The sequence below is a fragment of the Rhizobium sp. R339 genome, from assembly GCF_002211395.1.
Lineage (GTDB): Bacteria > Pseudomonadota > Alphaproteobacteria > Rhizobiales > Rhizobiaceae > Rhizobium.
Genome location: NZ_LOKV01000027.1, coordinates 191,809 through 206,617 on the forward strand (window position 1 = coordinate 191,809; position 14,809 = coordinate 206,617).

The window sequence follows — 14,809 nt, forward strand, 5'->3', positions numbered from 1 at the left end:
ATCGTCCTTGATCAACATCTTCTTTGATGCTCCGTTTGCGCCCTCGACAATAGTCGTCGCGCAACGGTGGTCCGACCGGGGACCGTCATCTGTTGACGACGCCGGCTTCATTGCGCTAACGTTAGCAAAAATGGAGATCGAAATGAAGATTGTGCGCTACCGGGCCGTCGACGGAATTCACTATGGGATCGAAACTGAGGATAGGATTGAGCGGATCGCCGGCGATCCGTTCGAGGCTGTCGAGCGGACGGGAAAGGTGGATCGCCTTGCCGACATCAGTCTGCTGTGCCCGGTGGAACGGCCCCGGATATTCGGCGTCGCTTACAATTACCGGCAGCACACCGATGAGGCCGGAAAAGAGCAGCCAACGCTTCCGGTGCTGTTCATGAAGCCGAGCACGGCAGCGAGCGGCGATGGAGATGCCATTGAATATCCGAGCGATGGCGAAATTGTTCATTACGAGGCCGAGCTGGTGGCCATCATCGGCAAAGGCGGGCGCCATATCGGCAAGGAGCAGGCCCTGCAGCACGTCTTCGGTTATACATGCGGCAACGATATCAGCGACCGCATCATCCAGAGGCAGGAAAGCAAGTTCGGCTGCCTGCTGGCCGGCAAGGGTTACGATACGTTTGCGCCGATGGGGCCGGCCATCGTCACGGATCTCGACCCTACGAATCTCGACGTCATCCTTCGCCAGAACGGCATCGTGAAACAGTCGGGCAATACGCGAGACCTCGTCTATTCGGTTGCCGACATCGTTGCCTACTTGAGCCGCTTCATGACGCTGCTGCCCGGCGATGTGATCATGACCGGTACGCCCGCGGGCGTTGGACCGATCGTCCCCGGCGACGAACTCAAGGTAGAGATTCCCGGTATCGGCATCTTGACGAATCCAGTGGTTGCGGCACCGCACTAACCGGGATTCTTGCAGGGGTTCGGCTGCGGCCGAAAATTCCGATTGACCTTGGGATCTCCAGCGTTATTAATGCTAACGTTAGCACCTGTTGAGCGGCCGGTTCCGCACCGGGCCACCTTGAACAGGGAGATTGCGAAGACAAAGCTGAGGGTGAAGAAATGGCACGCGTAAAATATGTCTCGAATACGGAACTGGCCGAGACGCAGCCAGCGCTCAATGAGCGCTTGCTGAAGGAGAGGAAAGTTCCGACCGGAAATATCTTCCTGGCGCTCGCCAACGCTCCCGCGATCCTCGATGATTTCCTCACTTACGCCAATGCGGTGCGGGCCGCCGACCTCAGCCCGAAGCTGCGGGAGATGGCAATCCTGACGGTCGGGTACTGCACAAACTCCGAATACGAGGTGAAGCATCACCACTCTCATGGGCTCAAGGCCGGCCTAACGGAGGAGCAGTTCCATGCAATTCCGCATTTCGAGACTTCGGATCTCTTTGACGAGCAGGAGAAGGCTGTGATGGCTTTTGCCAAGGAGTCCACGCTGAATGTCGATGTTTCCGACGAGGTGTGGAACGGGGTCGCGAAGTTCCTGTCGGAGAAGCAGCTTGTCGAGCTCTCGATCAATGTCGCCTGGTACAATTCTGGCGTTCGCCTCATGGGCGCGCTGAAGATCGACCTTGAAGACGGATACCGCTGAATAGGAAGGCGGCGCGCGAGCTGCGCCGCCTCGGCTTGCCGCATGGTCTTGGCGGCGCTCATCAAGATATTCCAGAGCTTTCAGCGTCCGGCCCTGGATACGGGATGAGTCGCAGCCGATCGAAGAGAGGTGCGTGTCGCCGGACGGGCGCCTCTCTCCGATCCCGCTTGCAGCGGGAGATCTCTGGCCTGCCGGCGTTTCACGGAGTGCCCGTGCTGCCGCGGATGACCAGGTGGGGCGGGGAGATGAAGCTGTAGGGCTTGCTGAGGTCGCCCTTGTTCTGAAGGTGGTGCAGGAACCAAAGTCCGCAGGCGGTCGCCAACTCCGAAACGGGCAATTGGACTGTCGTCAGTCCCGGACCCCACCACCGATACCCAAGCTCATCGCCAAATCCGACGACCGAAATATCTCGAGGGACGCTCAAGGCCTGGTCCTGGATTTCGTCAATGACGCCGGAGGTATTTTGCACCGCGCCGATCACAAGCGCCGTCGGTCGATCCTTTAGGGAAAGGAGGCGGCGCACGGCCTCCCGTCCAAATTCGGGCAAGGAGGGCGCGCCAAGCTCCTCGTGAACGGTTATGGCTCGGCCGGCGCTTTTGACGGCGTCCCGGAAACCCTGCACGCGCGCCGCGCCGGTGGGCAGTTCTTCCGTGCCGCCGATATAGGCGATGCGTTTGTGACCTGCGTTGATGATGTGTTCGGTGCTCTCGTAAAGCGCCCGTCTGTCATCGATCCCAAACCATTGGTCGCCGAGCAGCGGCGCCTTTCGCAGCAATTGGATATGCGGCGTCATCTTCAGGATTCGCGCGGAATCGGGATGAGGTTTTGCACTCGGGACCAGAATGATCCCGGCGACGTTGACGCTCGTGAGTTCCCTGATGTGGCGAAGCTCGTGCATTCTGTCGTCATCGGTTTCGCACAAGGTCAGCTGGTAATTCGCCGACAGAAGGCACTGCGAGAGGGCGTGGGCAATCGTCGAATAAAAGCTGTTCCGGATATCTGGAACGATCAGCCCGACGAGATTGCTCTGCACCCCACGCATCATGCGTGCAGCACGATTGGCAACGTAGCCCGCTTGAGCGGCGGCTTCGTTCACCTTTCGCTTCATCTCCGCGCTGATGCGGCGATCGTCGGCCAGGGCGCGGCCCACGGTCGAGGGGGAAACTTGAAGTATCGCGGCGATGTCTTTAATTGTTACCATCGTGTCCGGCTCGGAATTGTCGCTTTGGCCAACGATAGCATTGGCGTCGCGGTTGTCAAACCTTCCGTACCGTTTAAGTAGCGTCATTTGATTTTTCGCGTCCAGCACTTGGGTGCGGTCGCCGACTGCCATAAGAATCAAAAAATTTTCAGACACTTAAATCTATGAATTGACGTTGCTGCGCCGATGGTGTGCGTTCGCCCAGGCGCTTGTGGACCAATTAACTTCTTCAAAGCCGTTGACAGAAGGGTCGCCTTGTGGGACGAATGTTTGTGCAAACGTTAGCGCAAACGGGAGGAGGCATAACGTATGGATATCCTGGTGTTCCTGGCATCGATCATCACGTCCGCAGAGGGACGTAGATTCTGATGACCGTCGCTCTTTTCCTGCAATCCGCTGTCGGCGGCGTCCTGTTGGGCGGGATCTATGGCCTGCTGGCGATGGGTCTCAGTCTGAGCTGGGGCCTGTTGAAGCTTGTGAACCTCAGCCACTTCGCGCTGGCGTTCCTTGGCGCCTACCTGACCTACCAGCTCGGCACCGTCTATGGCGTTCCGGCATATTTGAGCGCTCTCCTGATCGCTCCGCTGTTCTTCGCGCTCGGCATTGCTCTGCACAGCGTATTCGTACGCTTCAAGGTGAAGGAATTCGCTTCTCTCCTGGTGACGTTCGGCGTTACGATCCTGATCGAGTCGCTGATCCAATGGATCTGGTCGGCCGACTTTCTTCGCTACGAAACGCCATATGCGCAGACCACCATCCGGCTCGGTCCGATCTTCGTGCCGGTATTGGATCTTTCAGCCTTTGCTTGTGCCGGCGTGCTTGCAGGAGCGGCCTGGTCCGCGTTGAACAAGACCATGCTCGGCAAGGCACTGCGTGCCGCTGCCCATGACGCTCCCGTGGCGTCGGCTTTCGGAATCAATTCCACCCGCGTATCATACATTCTGGCTGGCCTTTGCTCGGCAACAGCAGGCATCGCGGGTGTCTTCATCGCCCTGATCGGAACTTTGGCTCCATCTCAAATCGAGGCCTGGATCGGGGTCGTGTTTGCCGTCGCCATCATTGGAGGATTGGGCAGCCCCATCGGCGCGCTGGGTGCCGGAATGCTGATCGGCGTGGCCGAGAGCCTTACCATGTCCGTCGTGAACCCCGCTTGGGCGCCGCTCGTGGCATTCAGCGTGCTCATCGTCATCCTCCTGCGCAAACCGGTGATTTGACCATGAAAAAGCTCCTGATTGCAGCGCCTGTCGTGGCCGTCCTAGCCACCCTGCCTTACCTGGGAATGGCGGATTATTACCTCTCTTACCTGTACATCATCTTCTTCTGGGTCGTGCTGGCGACGAGCTGGGGCATCCTGAGCGGTTACACCGGCTACTGGAGTTTCGGTCACGCCGCATTTTTCGGGATTGGCGTCTACACGACGGCCACGCTGGCAACGCAGCTGTCATGGCCTTTCGTCGCGACGATACCTGCGGCGGCGCTGCTTGCGGCGGCGGTCGCCGTTCTGATCGGCTTGGTCGTCTTTCGCTCGGGAGCCTTGCGCGGCGAATTCTTCGCGCTGCTGACGCTGTCGGTGACGTTCGTCATCGCGGCCATCGTGTCGAACACGGCGCTGGACTCGGGCACCGGCGTATTCCTCTCGGGGATCGAAATCCCGATGATCGGTGTAACGGCGTCCGGCTCCCTCTACATGTTCGGGCTTATCGCGGCTCTTGCTGCGCTGGCGACGTCCTATTTCATCTTTCACAGCAAATTCGGTCAGGGCCTGCTCGCAATCCACGACGATGAAGACGTTGCGGAAGTGAAAGGCGTTCCGACGTTCCGCTATAAGCTGATCTCGTTTGCGGTCTCATCGGCGCTAGCCGGCGCAATGGGTGCGATCCACGCCGTATATGTCGGTTACGTCACGGTTGGCGAGACATTTGCGGTGACCGTGCCTCTCTATGTCGTGCTCATGAGCATTCTTGGCGGAGCCCGCCATTGGGCTGGGCCTGCGATCGGCGCGGTCATCATCACCGTGCTGCAGAGCGCTATCGTCAGCGGCGCGCATGCGGAATTCGGCCGCGCGGGCGTAGCTCTTGCGCTGATCGTCGTCATCCTGGTGCTGCCGTCCGGCATCGTTCCCAGCCTTGTTCGCAGGTTTGCCGGCAGGCGCAACGGAACTGGCGCGCCGGCAGAGACCGCTGAGGCTGTTGCGCAGTTTGCGCCTTCGGCGGCGGCAGGTTCCGGTCCCGTGCTTCTCAAATGCGAGGATGTCACCAAATCCTTTGGCGGTATCCGTGCCTTGACCGGCGTGACCCTGGATGTCTGGCGGGGTGAAATCCTGGCCCTGGTCGGGCCAAACGGCTCCGGCAAGTCCACGCTGATCAATATGATCAGCGGCCACTACGCCATGACCTCCGGCAAGATCACCCTGGAAGGCGAGGAGATTTCCGGTCGATCACCGCATCTGATCGCGCAGCAGGGCGTGGCGCGCACCTATCAGATCCCGCGCCTGTTCGATAACCTGACCGTCCTCGAAAACGTGCAGCTCTGCGCGAAGTTCGGCAGCGCGGATGGCATGGCCGCAGCTGCTGTCGAGGCGGTCACCAGGGAAGCGCTCGCCTTCACCGGCCTTGTCGGCAAGGCCAACGTGCTTCCCGAAACATTGAACCTGCATGACCGAAAGTTTGTTGAATTCGCCAGAGCACTGGCCGCAAAACCGCGGCTGCTCCTGCTCGATGAGGTGCTTTGCGGCTTGAATCCGGCCGAGGTCGACCACGCGGTCGAAATGATCAAGCGGATCAAGGCCGGTGGCACGACGATCATCTTCGTCGAACACCTCATGCGTGCGGTTGTCGCACTGGCGGACCGTGTCGCAGTGCTGGATCAAGGAAAGGTTCTGGCGCTTGGGCATCCGGGCGAAACGATGCGGGATCCGGCAGTGGTCAGCGTATATCTGGGAGGCAGTCATGCTGCTTGAGGTCGATAAGATCGAGGTCGGCTACGGAGACGCGATCGCTCTGTGGGACCTGTCCATCAGTGTAGGGCCAGGGGAGATCGTTTCGGTCGTTGGCCCGAACGGCGCGGGCAAGAGCACGCTGGTAAACGCCATCGCCGGCATTCTTCGCCCGCACAAAGGAAAGATCGTTATCGAGGGTAACGACGTTTCCAAAGTGCCGAGCCACCGGGTCTGCGACTACGGCATAGCGGTGGTCCCGGAAGGGCGGCGTCTCTTCACGGCGATGACGGTCCTGGACAACCTGTTGCTCGGTGCGTACCGCTCGCTCGCTCGTGCGGAGCGCGATGCCACACTCGCCGAGGTGTTTCAGCTTTTCCCTGTCTTGAAAGAGCGCCAGGATTCGTTGGCGGGCTCCTTGTCGGGTGGGCAGCAGCAAATGGTTGCGATCGGCCGTGGCTTGATGGCCAAGCCGCGCGTGCTGCTGATGGATGAGCCGTCGCTCGGGCTGTCGCCGTTGATCGTCGGGGAGATGTTCAAAATCATCCAGATGATCAATGAGCGGGGCGTCGCCGTTCTGCTCGTCGAGCAGAACGTGAACAAGGCGCTTGAAATTGCCCATCAGGCCTACGTGATCGAGCAGGGCCGGGTGACGGCCTCCGGAGCGCCCGAGGTTCTCATCAATGATCCAAGCATCAGGGAGGCGTATCTTGGTATCTGAAAATTGGAGCGGGAGAGTTCCCGTGCATGTCAGACGTGTCGTCACCAAGCACGGCAGTCAGGGTGCCGCCGGGTTCGCTGAGGACGGCGCCGTTCCGCGCACTGATATATTCAGAACGGTCCCCGGACTGGTCTCGCGGATGGTCTGGTCGACCTCGGCTTCCACGACGGTTCCATTCGACGGGACCGATCCAACGCCGCTGGTGACGAGCTTCGTTCCCAAGCCGGGCGAAACGCGCTTTCTAGTGCTAACGTTCCCACCGGATTCGGTTTTCATGTCTCCGGATTTCGATGGTCCGGCGGCGATGGCGGAGAACCTGGCGGTCAGCCCGGGTTTGGCCGAACGCTTCGAGCCGGATGGCAAGCATCAGACTCCCACCGTCGATTACGGCATCGTTCTCGACGGCGAGATCTGGATGGAGCTCGACGATGGCAATGAGGCCCGCCTCGGCCAGTTCGACACCTTCGTACAGAACGCAACGCGTCACGCCTGGCGAAACAAAAGCGACAGACCGGCAACCATCGCCGTGGTGCTGGTTGGCGCAAGGACCGCCGATACGACGGATTAAGATGACGGCCCGCGAGCCTCGATGATCCAAAATCTCAATCTGACTTATGGACCAATTGAACATGACCAACACCGAAATCCGAAAAGTTCAGGGCCGTCGCGTCTGGGATTCCCGTGGCCGGCCCACCGTTGAGGTAGAGATCGAGCTGGCGTCCGGTGCTGTCGGCCGCGCCATTGCGCCTGCCGGCGCATCGACCGGCACCGGCGAAGCTCTCGATCTGCGCGACGGCGGCAGCGCCCTTGCTGGCTTGGGCATCAACAAGGCCCTGGCGGCCGTTAACGGCGAAATCGCCAGGTTGCTGGTTGGCCGGGACGCGAGGCTTCAAGCCGAGCTGGACCACGCCATCATCGAGCTGGATGGCACCCAGAACCGGAGCAGGCTGGGCGGGAATGCATCGGTCGCAACGTCGATGGCCCTGCTTCACGCCGCCGCGGCAGCGGCCGATCAACCGATCTGGCGGTATCTCGCGGGCTCCGACAAGGGAATTACCATGCCGCTGCCTGAAATTCAGATTTTCGGGGGCGGGGCGCACGCGGCGCGCCGGGTCGACGTCCAGGATTTCATGATCATGTGCCCTGCCGCCTCGAGCTTCTCGGAGGCTTTGGAGTGGACCGCCGAGGTCTACCGCGCCGCGGGCGACATCATGAAGCGGGCCGGCAAGCTCCAGGGCGTGGCGGATGAGGGAGGCTACTGGCCGGCCTTCACCAGCAATGAGGAAGCTCTGGATGCCTTGGTGCGTTCGATCGAAGCTGCCGGTCTGAAGCCAGGCGGCGAAGTGGCGATATCGCTCGACATTGCGGCTTCCGAATTCGGCCGTAAGGGCAAGTATTCGCTGGCGCTTGAAGACCGCCAGCTCGATACGGCCAAGATGATCGATATGCTTGGCGGCTGGCTGAAGGCCTATCCGATCGTCTCGATCGAGGATCCGCTCGCCGAGGACGATCCTGACGGCTTCAAGGAATTTACCGCCCGCTACGGCTCCAGATGCCAGATCATCGGCGACGACTTCTTCGTGACGAACGCGGCGCGGGTAACCGAAGCGATCAGGGATAAAAGCGCCAATGCCGTTCTGATCAAGCCGAACCAGGCGGGTACGATCACCGAGACCTTCGAGGCGCTCTCCGTCGCCAAGAAGGCGGGTTTTCGGACAATTGTTTCGGCGAGATCCGGCGAGACGGAGGACGTGACGATCGCCCATCTGTCGGTCGGCTGGAATGCCAGGCAGCTCAAGGTCGGATCGTTCTCACGCTCCGAGCGGATGGCCAAGTGGAACGAGGTTCTTCGGATCGAGGAGGCGCTTGGAAAAGAGGCTTCGTTCGCCGGATGGTCGGCGCTGGACCTGGCTGAAAAGCCGGCTGCGGTTGCCGCTGTAGGCTAGAATTTGGATGGGCCGGCTGCTGGTCTCGCGTAAAAACAAGCGTTGACAAAATACCCGGCCGTTTTATGCTAACGTTAGCAAAACTCAACGAGGATGACATGCTTCCGGCTGTTAATTTGAAACCTCCCTTCAACATCACGCGCTTCAGCCACGTCGTGCTTGAGGTCAATGACGTGGGGCGCAGCCGGGATTTCTATGTCAATGTCGGCGGCCTCATCGAAACGGAATTTGCGGATGGTGTCTCCTATCTCCGCGGACTGTCCGAGGCCTGCCACCACAGCCTGGTGCTCGCACCTGACGGCGGCAAGCCGGCGTGCCGGCGGATCGGCTACCGGGTGTTTCTGGAGGAGGATCTCGACAAGGCCAAGGTCTTCTTCGAGGAGAAGGGGCTTCCGGCCGAATGGATCGACGTTCGAAACCAGGGGCGGACCCTGCTTGTCAGCGATCCCTCGGGCGCTCGCATCGAGCTTTGCTCCAGCATGAGCGTCCATCCCCGCAAGTTTCTCGAGGTGCACGAACATCGCGGCGCCCGAGCCCAGGGCCTCGACCATTGCCAGGTCATCGTCGCCGATCCGCTGGGGCTAAGCGCGTTCTACGGTGAACTCGGTTTCCGGACTTCGGAATATATCGCGGCGGGCGACGATCTCATTGCGAACTTCATGTATCGCAAAGGCGTCTGCCTCGACCTGGCTTTGGTGCCCGGCATCGGCCCGCGGCTGCACCATTTTGCCTATACGGTTGCGGAAAGCAGCGACATCTTCGCCGTCTGCGACTTTGCCAGCCGTTACGGCTATGGAGAAAGCGTCGAGCGCGGGCCTGGCCGCCATGGCCCTTCGGGAGTCCTGTTCGTCTATCTGCGCGATCCGGATGGACACCGGGTGGAGTTCTTCAACAATCACTACACCACGATAGACGCTGAATTGGAGCCCATTCGCTGGGACGCGGCATCCCTGAGCACCAATGTCCATTGGGGCATGCCGGCCGCCTCGAAATGGTTCTTCGAGGCCAGCGAGTTTACGGGAGTACCGCTGGAGCGCCCGGAGAAGATGCCGAACCCGATGACGCTGGAACGCTATGCAGAGGGGCTCGCGAAGAGCTGAGGCCTGCCGCCGGCGGGCAGGAGACTGACGCGCCGCGAGACCCGTGAGCGCGATGACATGCCGGAAGCACTTGGGAGGATGAGATGAGTGCGAATTCCATGAAGTTGAACAGACGTGCATTTCTCGGCTCTGCCGCCGCCGCGGCGGCTTTCGGCGCGATGCCGAAGGTTTTCGCGCAAGGTGGGCCGATCCGCGTCGGCGGAACGTTGCCGTTGACGGGCCCGCTTGCCGGCGTCGGCGCAATCCACAAGCTCGCGGCAGAGGTGTTCGTCGAACAGATCAATGCCAAAGGCGGTATTCTCGGACGGAAGGTGGAGTTCGTCCTTCTCGACGACCAATCGCTTCCCGCCAATGCGCGAACCCTTTACGAGCGCCTGGTGACGGCCGATAAGGTCGATCTCCTGATGGGGCCCTACGGCACCTCCTCGATTATCGCGGCAATGGGTGTTGCCGCTCGATTCAAGAAGCTGCTTGTTCAGAGCAGCCTCGGCGACCCGAGCCTCGCGCCCTATCCGCTACAGTTCCCCTCTCTTCCGATCGGGCCCGAGCCGCAATTGACCGACACCGAGGTCGTTCTCGATGCCTATGCGAGCCTGCCGGTTCCTCCCAAGACGATCGCCTTCGTCACCAGCAAATTCCCGTCGGCACTGACAATCGCCAAGGGTGGCCAGCAAGTCGCCGAGAAACGCGGCATCAAGAACGTGCTGGAGCTTGAATACGAATTCGGCACCAAGGACTTCGGCGCCATCGCCAACCGCATCAAGGCGGCGGATCCGGATCTGTTGTGGTCCGGTGCGATCGGCATGGAGGCCGTGCAGCTTCTCGATGCGATGAGCCGGATCGAATACCAGCCACGGAATCAATTCTACCTGTTCCCGGCACCCGGCCCGACTGCGGCGCACCCGAAAGCGAATGGCCTGACCTCGCTGACCTGGTTCGAAGAGCACGAACCCTTCCTCAAGTATCATGGCGCCCAGGAGTTCGTCAGCGCCTATGACGGCAAGGCAAAGGCGGCAGGCTTCCCCTATCCGCGCGCCGAATATCAGGCCGCCGTCGAATATGCGGCGTGGCAGATCCTTGCCGCGGCAGCTGAAGGGGCGGGGAAGCTGGATGATGTTGCGATGGCTGCGTGGCTGCGCGCAAATCCCGTCGAGACGGTCGTCGGGACAAGGACTTTCGACGGGAAGTTCAATGCCGGAAAGCCATCGACAAAGCTCAAGCAAGTTCAAGGAAAGGATTGGGTCACTGTCTGGCCTGCGGACTTTCGACCGGCCGGCAAGGAGTTCCTGACCGCCCTCTGACGAAACCGCTCGGCACTGCCGCGCACCCTGTCTGAAACTTAAAAAATGCAATCGGTCGGGCAGCGTTCGACCGATGTCCCTATGGAGGAGTAAATGGTTAAAACTATGATCGCCGCCCGGCTGCATGCTCTGCATCAGCCGATGTCGCTGGATGAGATTCCGGTTCCCGCGCCCCGGCCCAACGACGTCCTGGTGCAGGTCAGGGCCTGCGGCATCGTGCCCAACATGGCCAACGTGATCAATAACTGGCCAACTTGGTTTCCCCACCAGCCGCTGCCGAAGTTTCCGGCAGTGTTCGGCCTGGATCCAGCCGGGGTCGTCGCCGAAGTAGGCGAGGCGGTCACCAATGTCAAAATTGGCGATCGCGTCTATGTCAGCCCTCTCAGATCTTGTGGCTCCTGCAAGGCGTGCCGTTCGGGCAACCGCAGCCAATGCCGCTACTACACCTTGAACGGCTACTTCAGCACCAGCCGCGATGGTCAAAGAATCTTCGATCTTTATCCCTATGGCGGTTTCAGCCAGTACATGACCGCTCCGGAATATTCACTCGTATGCCTGCCGGACAATCTCAGCTTCGAACAGGCCGGCCGCTTCGGCTACCTCGGCACATCCTACGGCGCCTTGAAGAATGCGCAGGCCGGACCCGGCCAGGTTTGCCTCATCGACGGGATTACCGGCACGCTCGGCGTCGCGGCCACCAAGCTTGCTCTCGCCATGGGTCTCTCCAAAATCCTGGGCACCGGCAGAAACAAGGAATTGATGGACCGCATCAAGGCCATCGCTCCCGACCGCATCGACACGATCATGCTCGGCGAGGGCTCGACGGGAGAATGGGCAAAGGCCAAAACCGGCGGCGAGGGCGTGGATTTCGTCATCAGCGCGCTCGGCGCGAGAGCCCCCGCCGCGACCGTGGTCGATTCCATGCGCGGCGTTCGTCGCGGTGGCCGTGTGGTTGTCGTTGGCGGCGTCGCGGAAGATGTTCCGGTCGACGTGAAGTGGCTGATGGACGAGCAGGTTCAGCTCATCGGCTCCAACTGGTTCAGCGCTGCCCAGGGGCAGGAAATGGCCGATATGGTCCGCACCGGTGCGCTCGACCTCTCCTATCTCGAGCACAAGATCTATCCGCTCGAGCGAGTGAACGAAGCCATCTCCGGCATCGGTGAACGCGATGGCGGCTTCAGCAACTACGTGGTCGTTCCGCCGGTTCCTGCCGCCTGGCAATAACAATCACCGGCGCCGGCTGCGGCCGGCGCCGCCCTCACGCGAGAAGAGAGAACATGTCCAAGAAAGATATCGCGGTCCTGGTCGGGAGCCTTCGTCAGGCTTCGATCAACCTGAAATTAGCCCGTGCCATGCAGAAAGTGGCGCCCGACGGCCTGAACCTGGAAATCGTGCCGATCGGCGATCTTCCGCTCTATAATCAGGACCTGGAAACCGAGACGCCGCCGGCGGAATGGACGTCCTTCCGCGAGCGCATCAAGGCCTGCGACGGCGCAATCTTCGTGACTCCCGAATACAATAGATCCGTGCCGGCGGCATTGAAGAATGCGATCGAAGTCGGTTCTCGGCCGTTCGGGAAAAGCGTGTGGGATCACAAGCCCGGCGCGGTGACCGGCGCTTCTCCCGGTCTCATCGGCGGCGCAGCAGCAGCGCTTCAGCTCCGGGTTATCCTGACCAACATCAACGTGCCGACCATGCCCCAGCCTGAGGTATACCTCAGCACCGCCGACAAATTGGTGGGCGACCATGGGGTATTTCTAAACGAAGGAACCCAGAAGTTCATCGAGAGCTTCCTGGTTGCGTTCGAAAGCTGGGTCGCCCGGTTCTGAGCCGAAGCCACTGCAAAACTTTATCCGCCGTCGCGAACAACAGCGCGACGGCTTCTTCATTTGCATTGAAGTGAAAAGCGTACTGCTCCGGAAAAGCCTAGGTTCCTTACGGAAACCAGGCCTGCGCCACGTCAGCGAGTTTTTGCGGCGGTGACGCGATCAATGGAATAGCCGCCTTGCGGACCGCCTCGCGCTGACATTCGTCGGTTATGTATTCGACGGGCGATTTGCCATCGACCCGGGCGAGGAAGAGGGCAGGCAGCAGGCTCGCGGCCCGGGCCTCGAGAGCGTCACGATCTTCCCAATCGACCTGATCCATGTAGGCTGCCGTCAAGGCCGCGAATGACGATGCGAGCTCGGATGTCGCCTTTGCGGCAACGATCTTCTTCAGTAGCAGATGGTTCAAGCAGAAGGCCAGGTCGAAAGCCGGATCGCCGAACCAGGCGCATTCGGCATCCAGGAACACAGGGCCGTTCCTGCCCAACAGGATGTTCTTCGGGCTGACGTCGCCGTGGACGAGCGCCAGCTTTGTTTCCGCCGTGCGCTGAACGAGCTCGGCGAGGCGATCGCTGACGAAGGCATGTTTGGCGGCAGTCGCCATCAGGTAGGGCTCAAGCCGGAGCGCATAGAAATTCGGTCCAGAGTCAAATTTGTCCGATACCCCCGATGTGCGGGCGCTGACGGAGTGGATCTGTCCGATCCGCCGGCCAGTGACCTCTGCTGCCATACGGTCGACGCTTCCTTGAAGCAGGCTGGTCTTCCACAGCGGGTACTCGTGGCTCGGCAGAAACTCCATTGCGAAAATACCGCACGACTCGTCGTGCGCGAGAGGCTTCGGAACGGCAGAAGGGAAATGCTCCGCCACGAAGGAAATCCAGTTCCATTCGTATAGATTTCTCGACACCGGCGCCTGCCAATCGGCGGATACTTTCAGCTTGGCAAGTGCGCGTTTCACGCAGATAAGCCGGCCGGGAAGCTCCACGCGGTAGATATCTGAAGAAACGCCACCCGTCAGGGGCTTGTAGATCGCTTCCTCGGAAGCGCTCTTCAGGCCGCTCCTCAGAAGGAAATCGTCGAAAATCGTGGTCTCGGCTACAGACATGAATTCAGTGTCCTTGCGGCATTAGCGGCGGGGGCTGTTGCGGGCTTGTTCAGGCATCTCTCCAGAGAGAACCCTGACGACCTCTTCCGCGGCCCGGCGGCGCAACTCGATCAGCGAAGCATCCGAGGAGAAGGCGACATGCGGCGTGATCATTGCGCCCGGGTGAGCAATCAGCTCCGGAGGAACGCGTGGTTCATCCTCGAGCACATCAAGGCCGACACCGCTCAGAATGCCCGACGCCAGACCCTCGATGACGGCGGCAGTATCCACGACGCCGCCTCGGCTAACGTTGATCAGCAAGCTTCCACGACGCATCTTCGAGATAGCGTCCTCGTTGATCAGATGCCGCGTCGCCGGCGAAAGCGGCGCATGGACGATGACGATATCGCTCTTGGCCAGCAGCGTATCGAAGTCGGTAAGCTCCACGCTGGCAGGGGCATTCGAGGCATAGGGGTCGTGGGCCGACACGCGGCATCCCAGCGCCTGCATCTTTGCTGCCGTCGCGCGACCGATGCGACCGAAGCCAACGATGCCGCAGGTCAGTTCCGAAAGCCTGCGCAGATTTGCAGAGGCGGGGTCCCAGCGCCCATCGCGAACTTCACGATCGAAGTGGACAAGGCCGCGCGCCCAGGCAATTGCGAAACCGACGGCGTGGTCGGACACTTCTGCAACGCAATAGTCGGGAACATTCGTGACCCAGATCCCCCGCTCCGTCGCCGCATCGACTGCAATATTGTCCAGGCCAACTCCAAGGCGCGCGACGATCTTGAGATTAGGCGACGCGGCGATCGCCGTCGCGCTGACCTGAGCCCAGCAGGTCAGGATAGCGTCCGGACGATGCTCTGCAGCCAAAGCGTCGATCTCAGCAGGGGGCGACGGCTCGGCGGGGCCGCTGACGAGGGTAAACCCGGCCCGCTCGATCACCTCCCGCTCCACCTTGTCATCCGGCCAGGCGTAGTCCGTCAACAGCACCGTCCGTGTCATGATTTCCTCCCAGTTTGTGCAAACGTTAGCGCAATATTTTTGCCGAGGTCAAGAAAAAAGGCGAATCCCATCCGCATTGCGG

The 14,809-nt window shown here is 60.7% G+C and carries 14 protein-coding genes; 11 read left to right on the plus strand and 3 right to left on the minus strand.

Going from position 1 to position 14,809, the window contains the following annotated elements; genetic code table 11:
* Positions 1–7 precede the first annotated feature (7 nt).
* On the plus strand, positions 8–916 hold the full coding sequence (locus tag ATY76_RS29680; protein WP_245310138.1) for a fumarylacetoacetate hydrolase family protein: 909 nt from the start codon (positions 8–10) through the stop codon (positions 914–916).
* Between the two features lie 158 nt (positions 917–1,074).
* Positions 1,075–1,608 (plus strand): carboxymuconolactone decarboxylase family protein, encoded by a 534-nt coding sequence (locus ATY76_RS29685; RefSeq protein ID WP_088678211.1) that lies wholly within the window; start codon positions 1,075–1,077, stop codon positions 1,606–1,608.
* A gap of 199 nt (positions 1,609–1,807) precedes the next feature.
* Here the strand turns inward: ATY76_RS29685 and ATY76_RS29690 are convergent, their stop codons facing one another.
* On the minus strand, positions 1,808–2,941 hold the full coding sequence (locus tag ATY76_RS29690) for a LacI family DNA-binding transcriptional regulator (protein ID WP_245310147.1): 1,134 nt from the start codon (positions 2,939–2,941) through the stop codon (positions 1,808–1,810).
* Positions 2,942–3,177: 236 nt separating this feature from the next.
* Between ATY76_RS29690 and ATY76_RS29695 the strand changes: the two genes are divergently transcribed.
* From ATY76_RS29695 to ATY76_RS29735, 9 genes are all read left to right on the plus strand, one after another.
* A complete protein-coding gene (locus ATY76_RS29695) occupies positions 3,178–4,023 on the plus strand; it encodes a branched-chain amino acid ABC transporter permease (RefSeq protein WP_190233758.1) in 846 nt (281 codons plus the stop codon).
* The gene (locus ATY76_RS29700; protein WP_245310149.1) at positions 3,960–5,768 is read left to right on the plus strand and encodes a branched-chain amino acid ABC transporter ATP-binding protein/permease; all 1,809 of its coding nucleotides are present in this window, start codon (positions 3,960–3,962) and stop codon (positions 5,766–5,768) included. The genes ATY76_RS29695 and ATY76_RS29700 overlap by 64 nt, the downstream gene beginning before the upstream one ends.
* Complete coding sequence (locus ATY76_RS29705; protein ID WP_088678214.1) at positions 5,758–6,465, plus strand: ABC transporter ATP-binding protein; 708 nt, start codon at positions 5,758–5,760, stop codon at positions 6,463–6,465. Before ATY76_RS29700 ends, ATY76_RS29705 begins: the two co-directional genes overlap by 11 nt.
* Before the next feature lie 22 nt (positions 6,466–6,487).
* Positions 6,488–7,033, plus strand: coding sequence for a cupin domain-containing protein (locus ATY76_RS29710; RefSeq protein WP_245310151.1), 546 nt, complete (start codon positions 6,488–6,490; stop codon positions 7,031–7,033).
* 61 nt (positions 7,034–7,094) lie between these two features.
* Positions 7,095–8,411, plus strand: a complete 1,317-nt coding sequence (gene eno / locus ATY76_RS29715) for a phosphopyruvate hydratase (RefSeq protein WP_088678345.1) — start codon at positions 7,095–7,097, stop codon at positions 8,409–8,411.
* A 98-nt stretch (positions 8,412–8,509) separates the two neighbouring features.
* The gene (locus tag ATY76_RS29720; protein WP_088678216.1) at positions 8,510–9,511 is read left to right on the plus strand and encodes a VOC family protein; all 1,002 of its coding nucleotides are present in this window, start codon (positions 8,510–8,512) and stop codon (positions 9,509–9,511) included.
* A gap of 83 nt (positions 9,512–9,594) precedes the next feature.
* Positions 9,595–10,812: an amino acid ABC transporter substrate-binding protein gene (locus ATY76_RS29725; protein ID WP_190233760.1), complete on the plus strand. Its 1,218-nt coding sequence runs from the start codon at positions 9,595–9,597 to the stop codon at positions 10,810–10,812.
* A 105-nt stretch (positions 10,813–10,917) separates the two neighbouring features.
* Entirely contained in the window at positions 10,918–12,036 is a 1,119-nt protein-coding gene (locus tag ATY76_RS29730) for an alcohol dehydrogenase catalytic domain-containing protein (RefSeq protein WP_190233761.1), read from the plus strand.
* A gap of 53 nt (positions 12,037–12,089) precedes the next feature.
* Positions 12,090–12,641: an NAD(P)H-dependent oxidoreductase gene (locus ATY76_RS29735; RefSeq protein ID WP_010029870.1), complete on the plus strand. Its 552-nt coding sequence runs from the start codon at positions 12,090–12,092 to the stop codon at positions 12,639–12,641.
* Positions 12,642–12,747: 106 nt separating this feature from the next.
* On the opposite strand, the gene ATY76_RS29740 is transcribed toward ATY76_RS29735, so the two are convergent.
* Positions 12,748–13,743: an aminoglycoside phosphotransferase family protein gene (locus ATY76_RS29740; protein WP_088678218.1), complete on the minus strand. Its 996-nt coding sequence runs from the start codon at positions 13,741–13,743 to the stop codon at positions 12,748–12,750.
* A gap of 21 nt (positions 13,744–13,764) precedes the next feature.
* The gene (locus ATY76_RS29745; protein WP_088678219.1) at positions 13,765–14,727 is read right to left on the minus strand and encodes a C-terminal binding protein; all 963 of its coding nucleotides are present in this window, start codon (positions 14,725–14,727) and stop codon (positions 13,765–13,767) included.
* Positions 14,728–14,809: the final 82 nt, after the last annotated feature.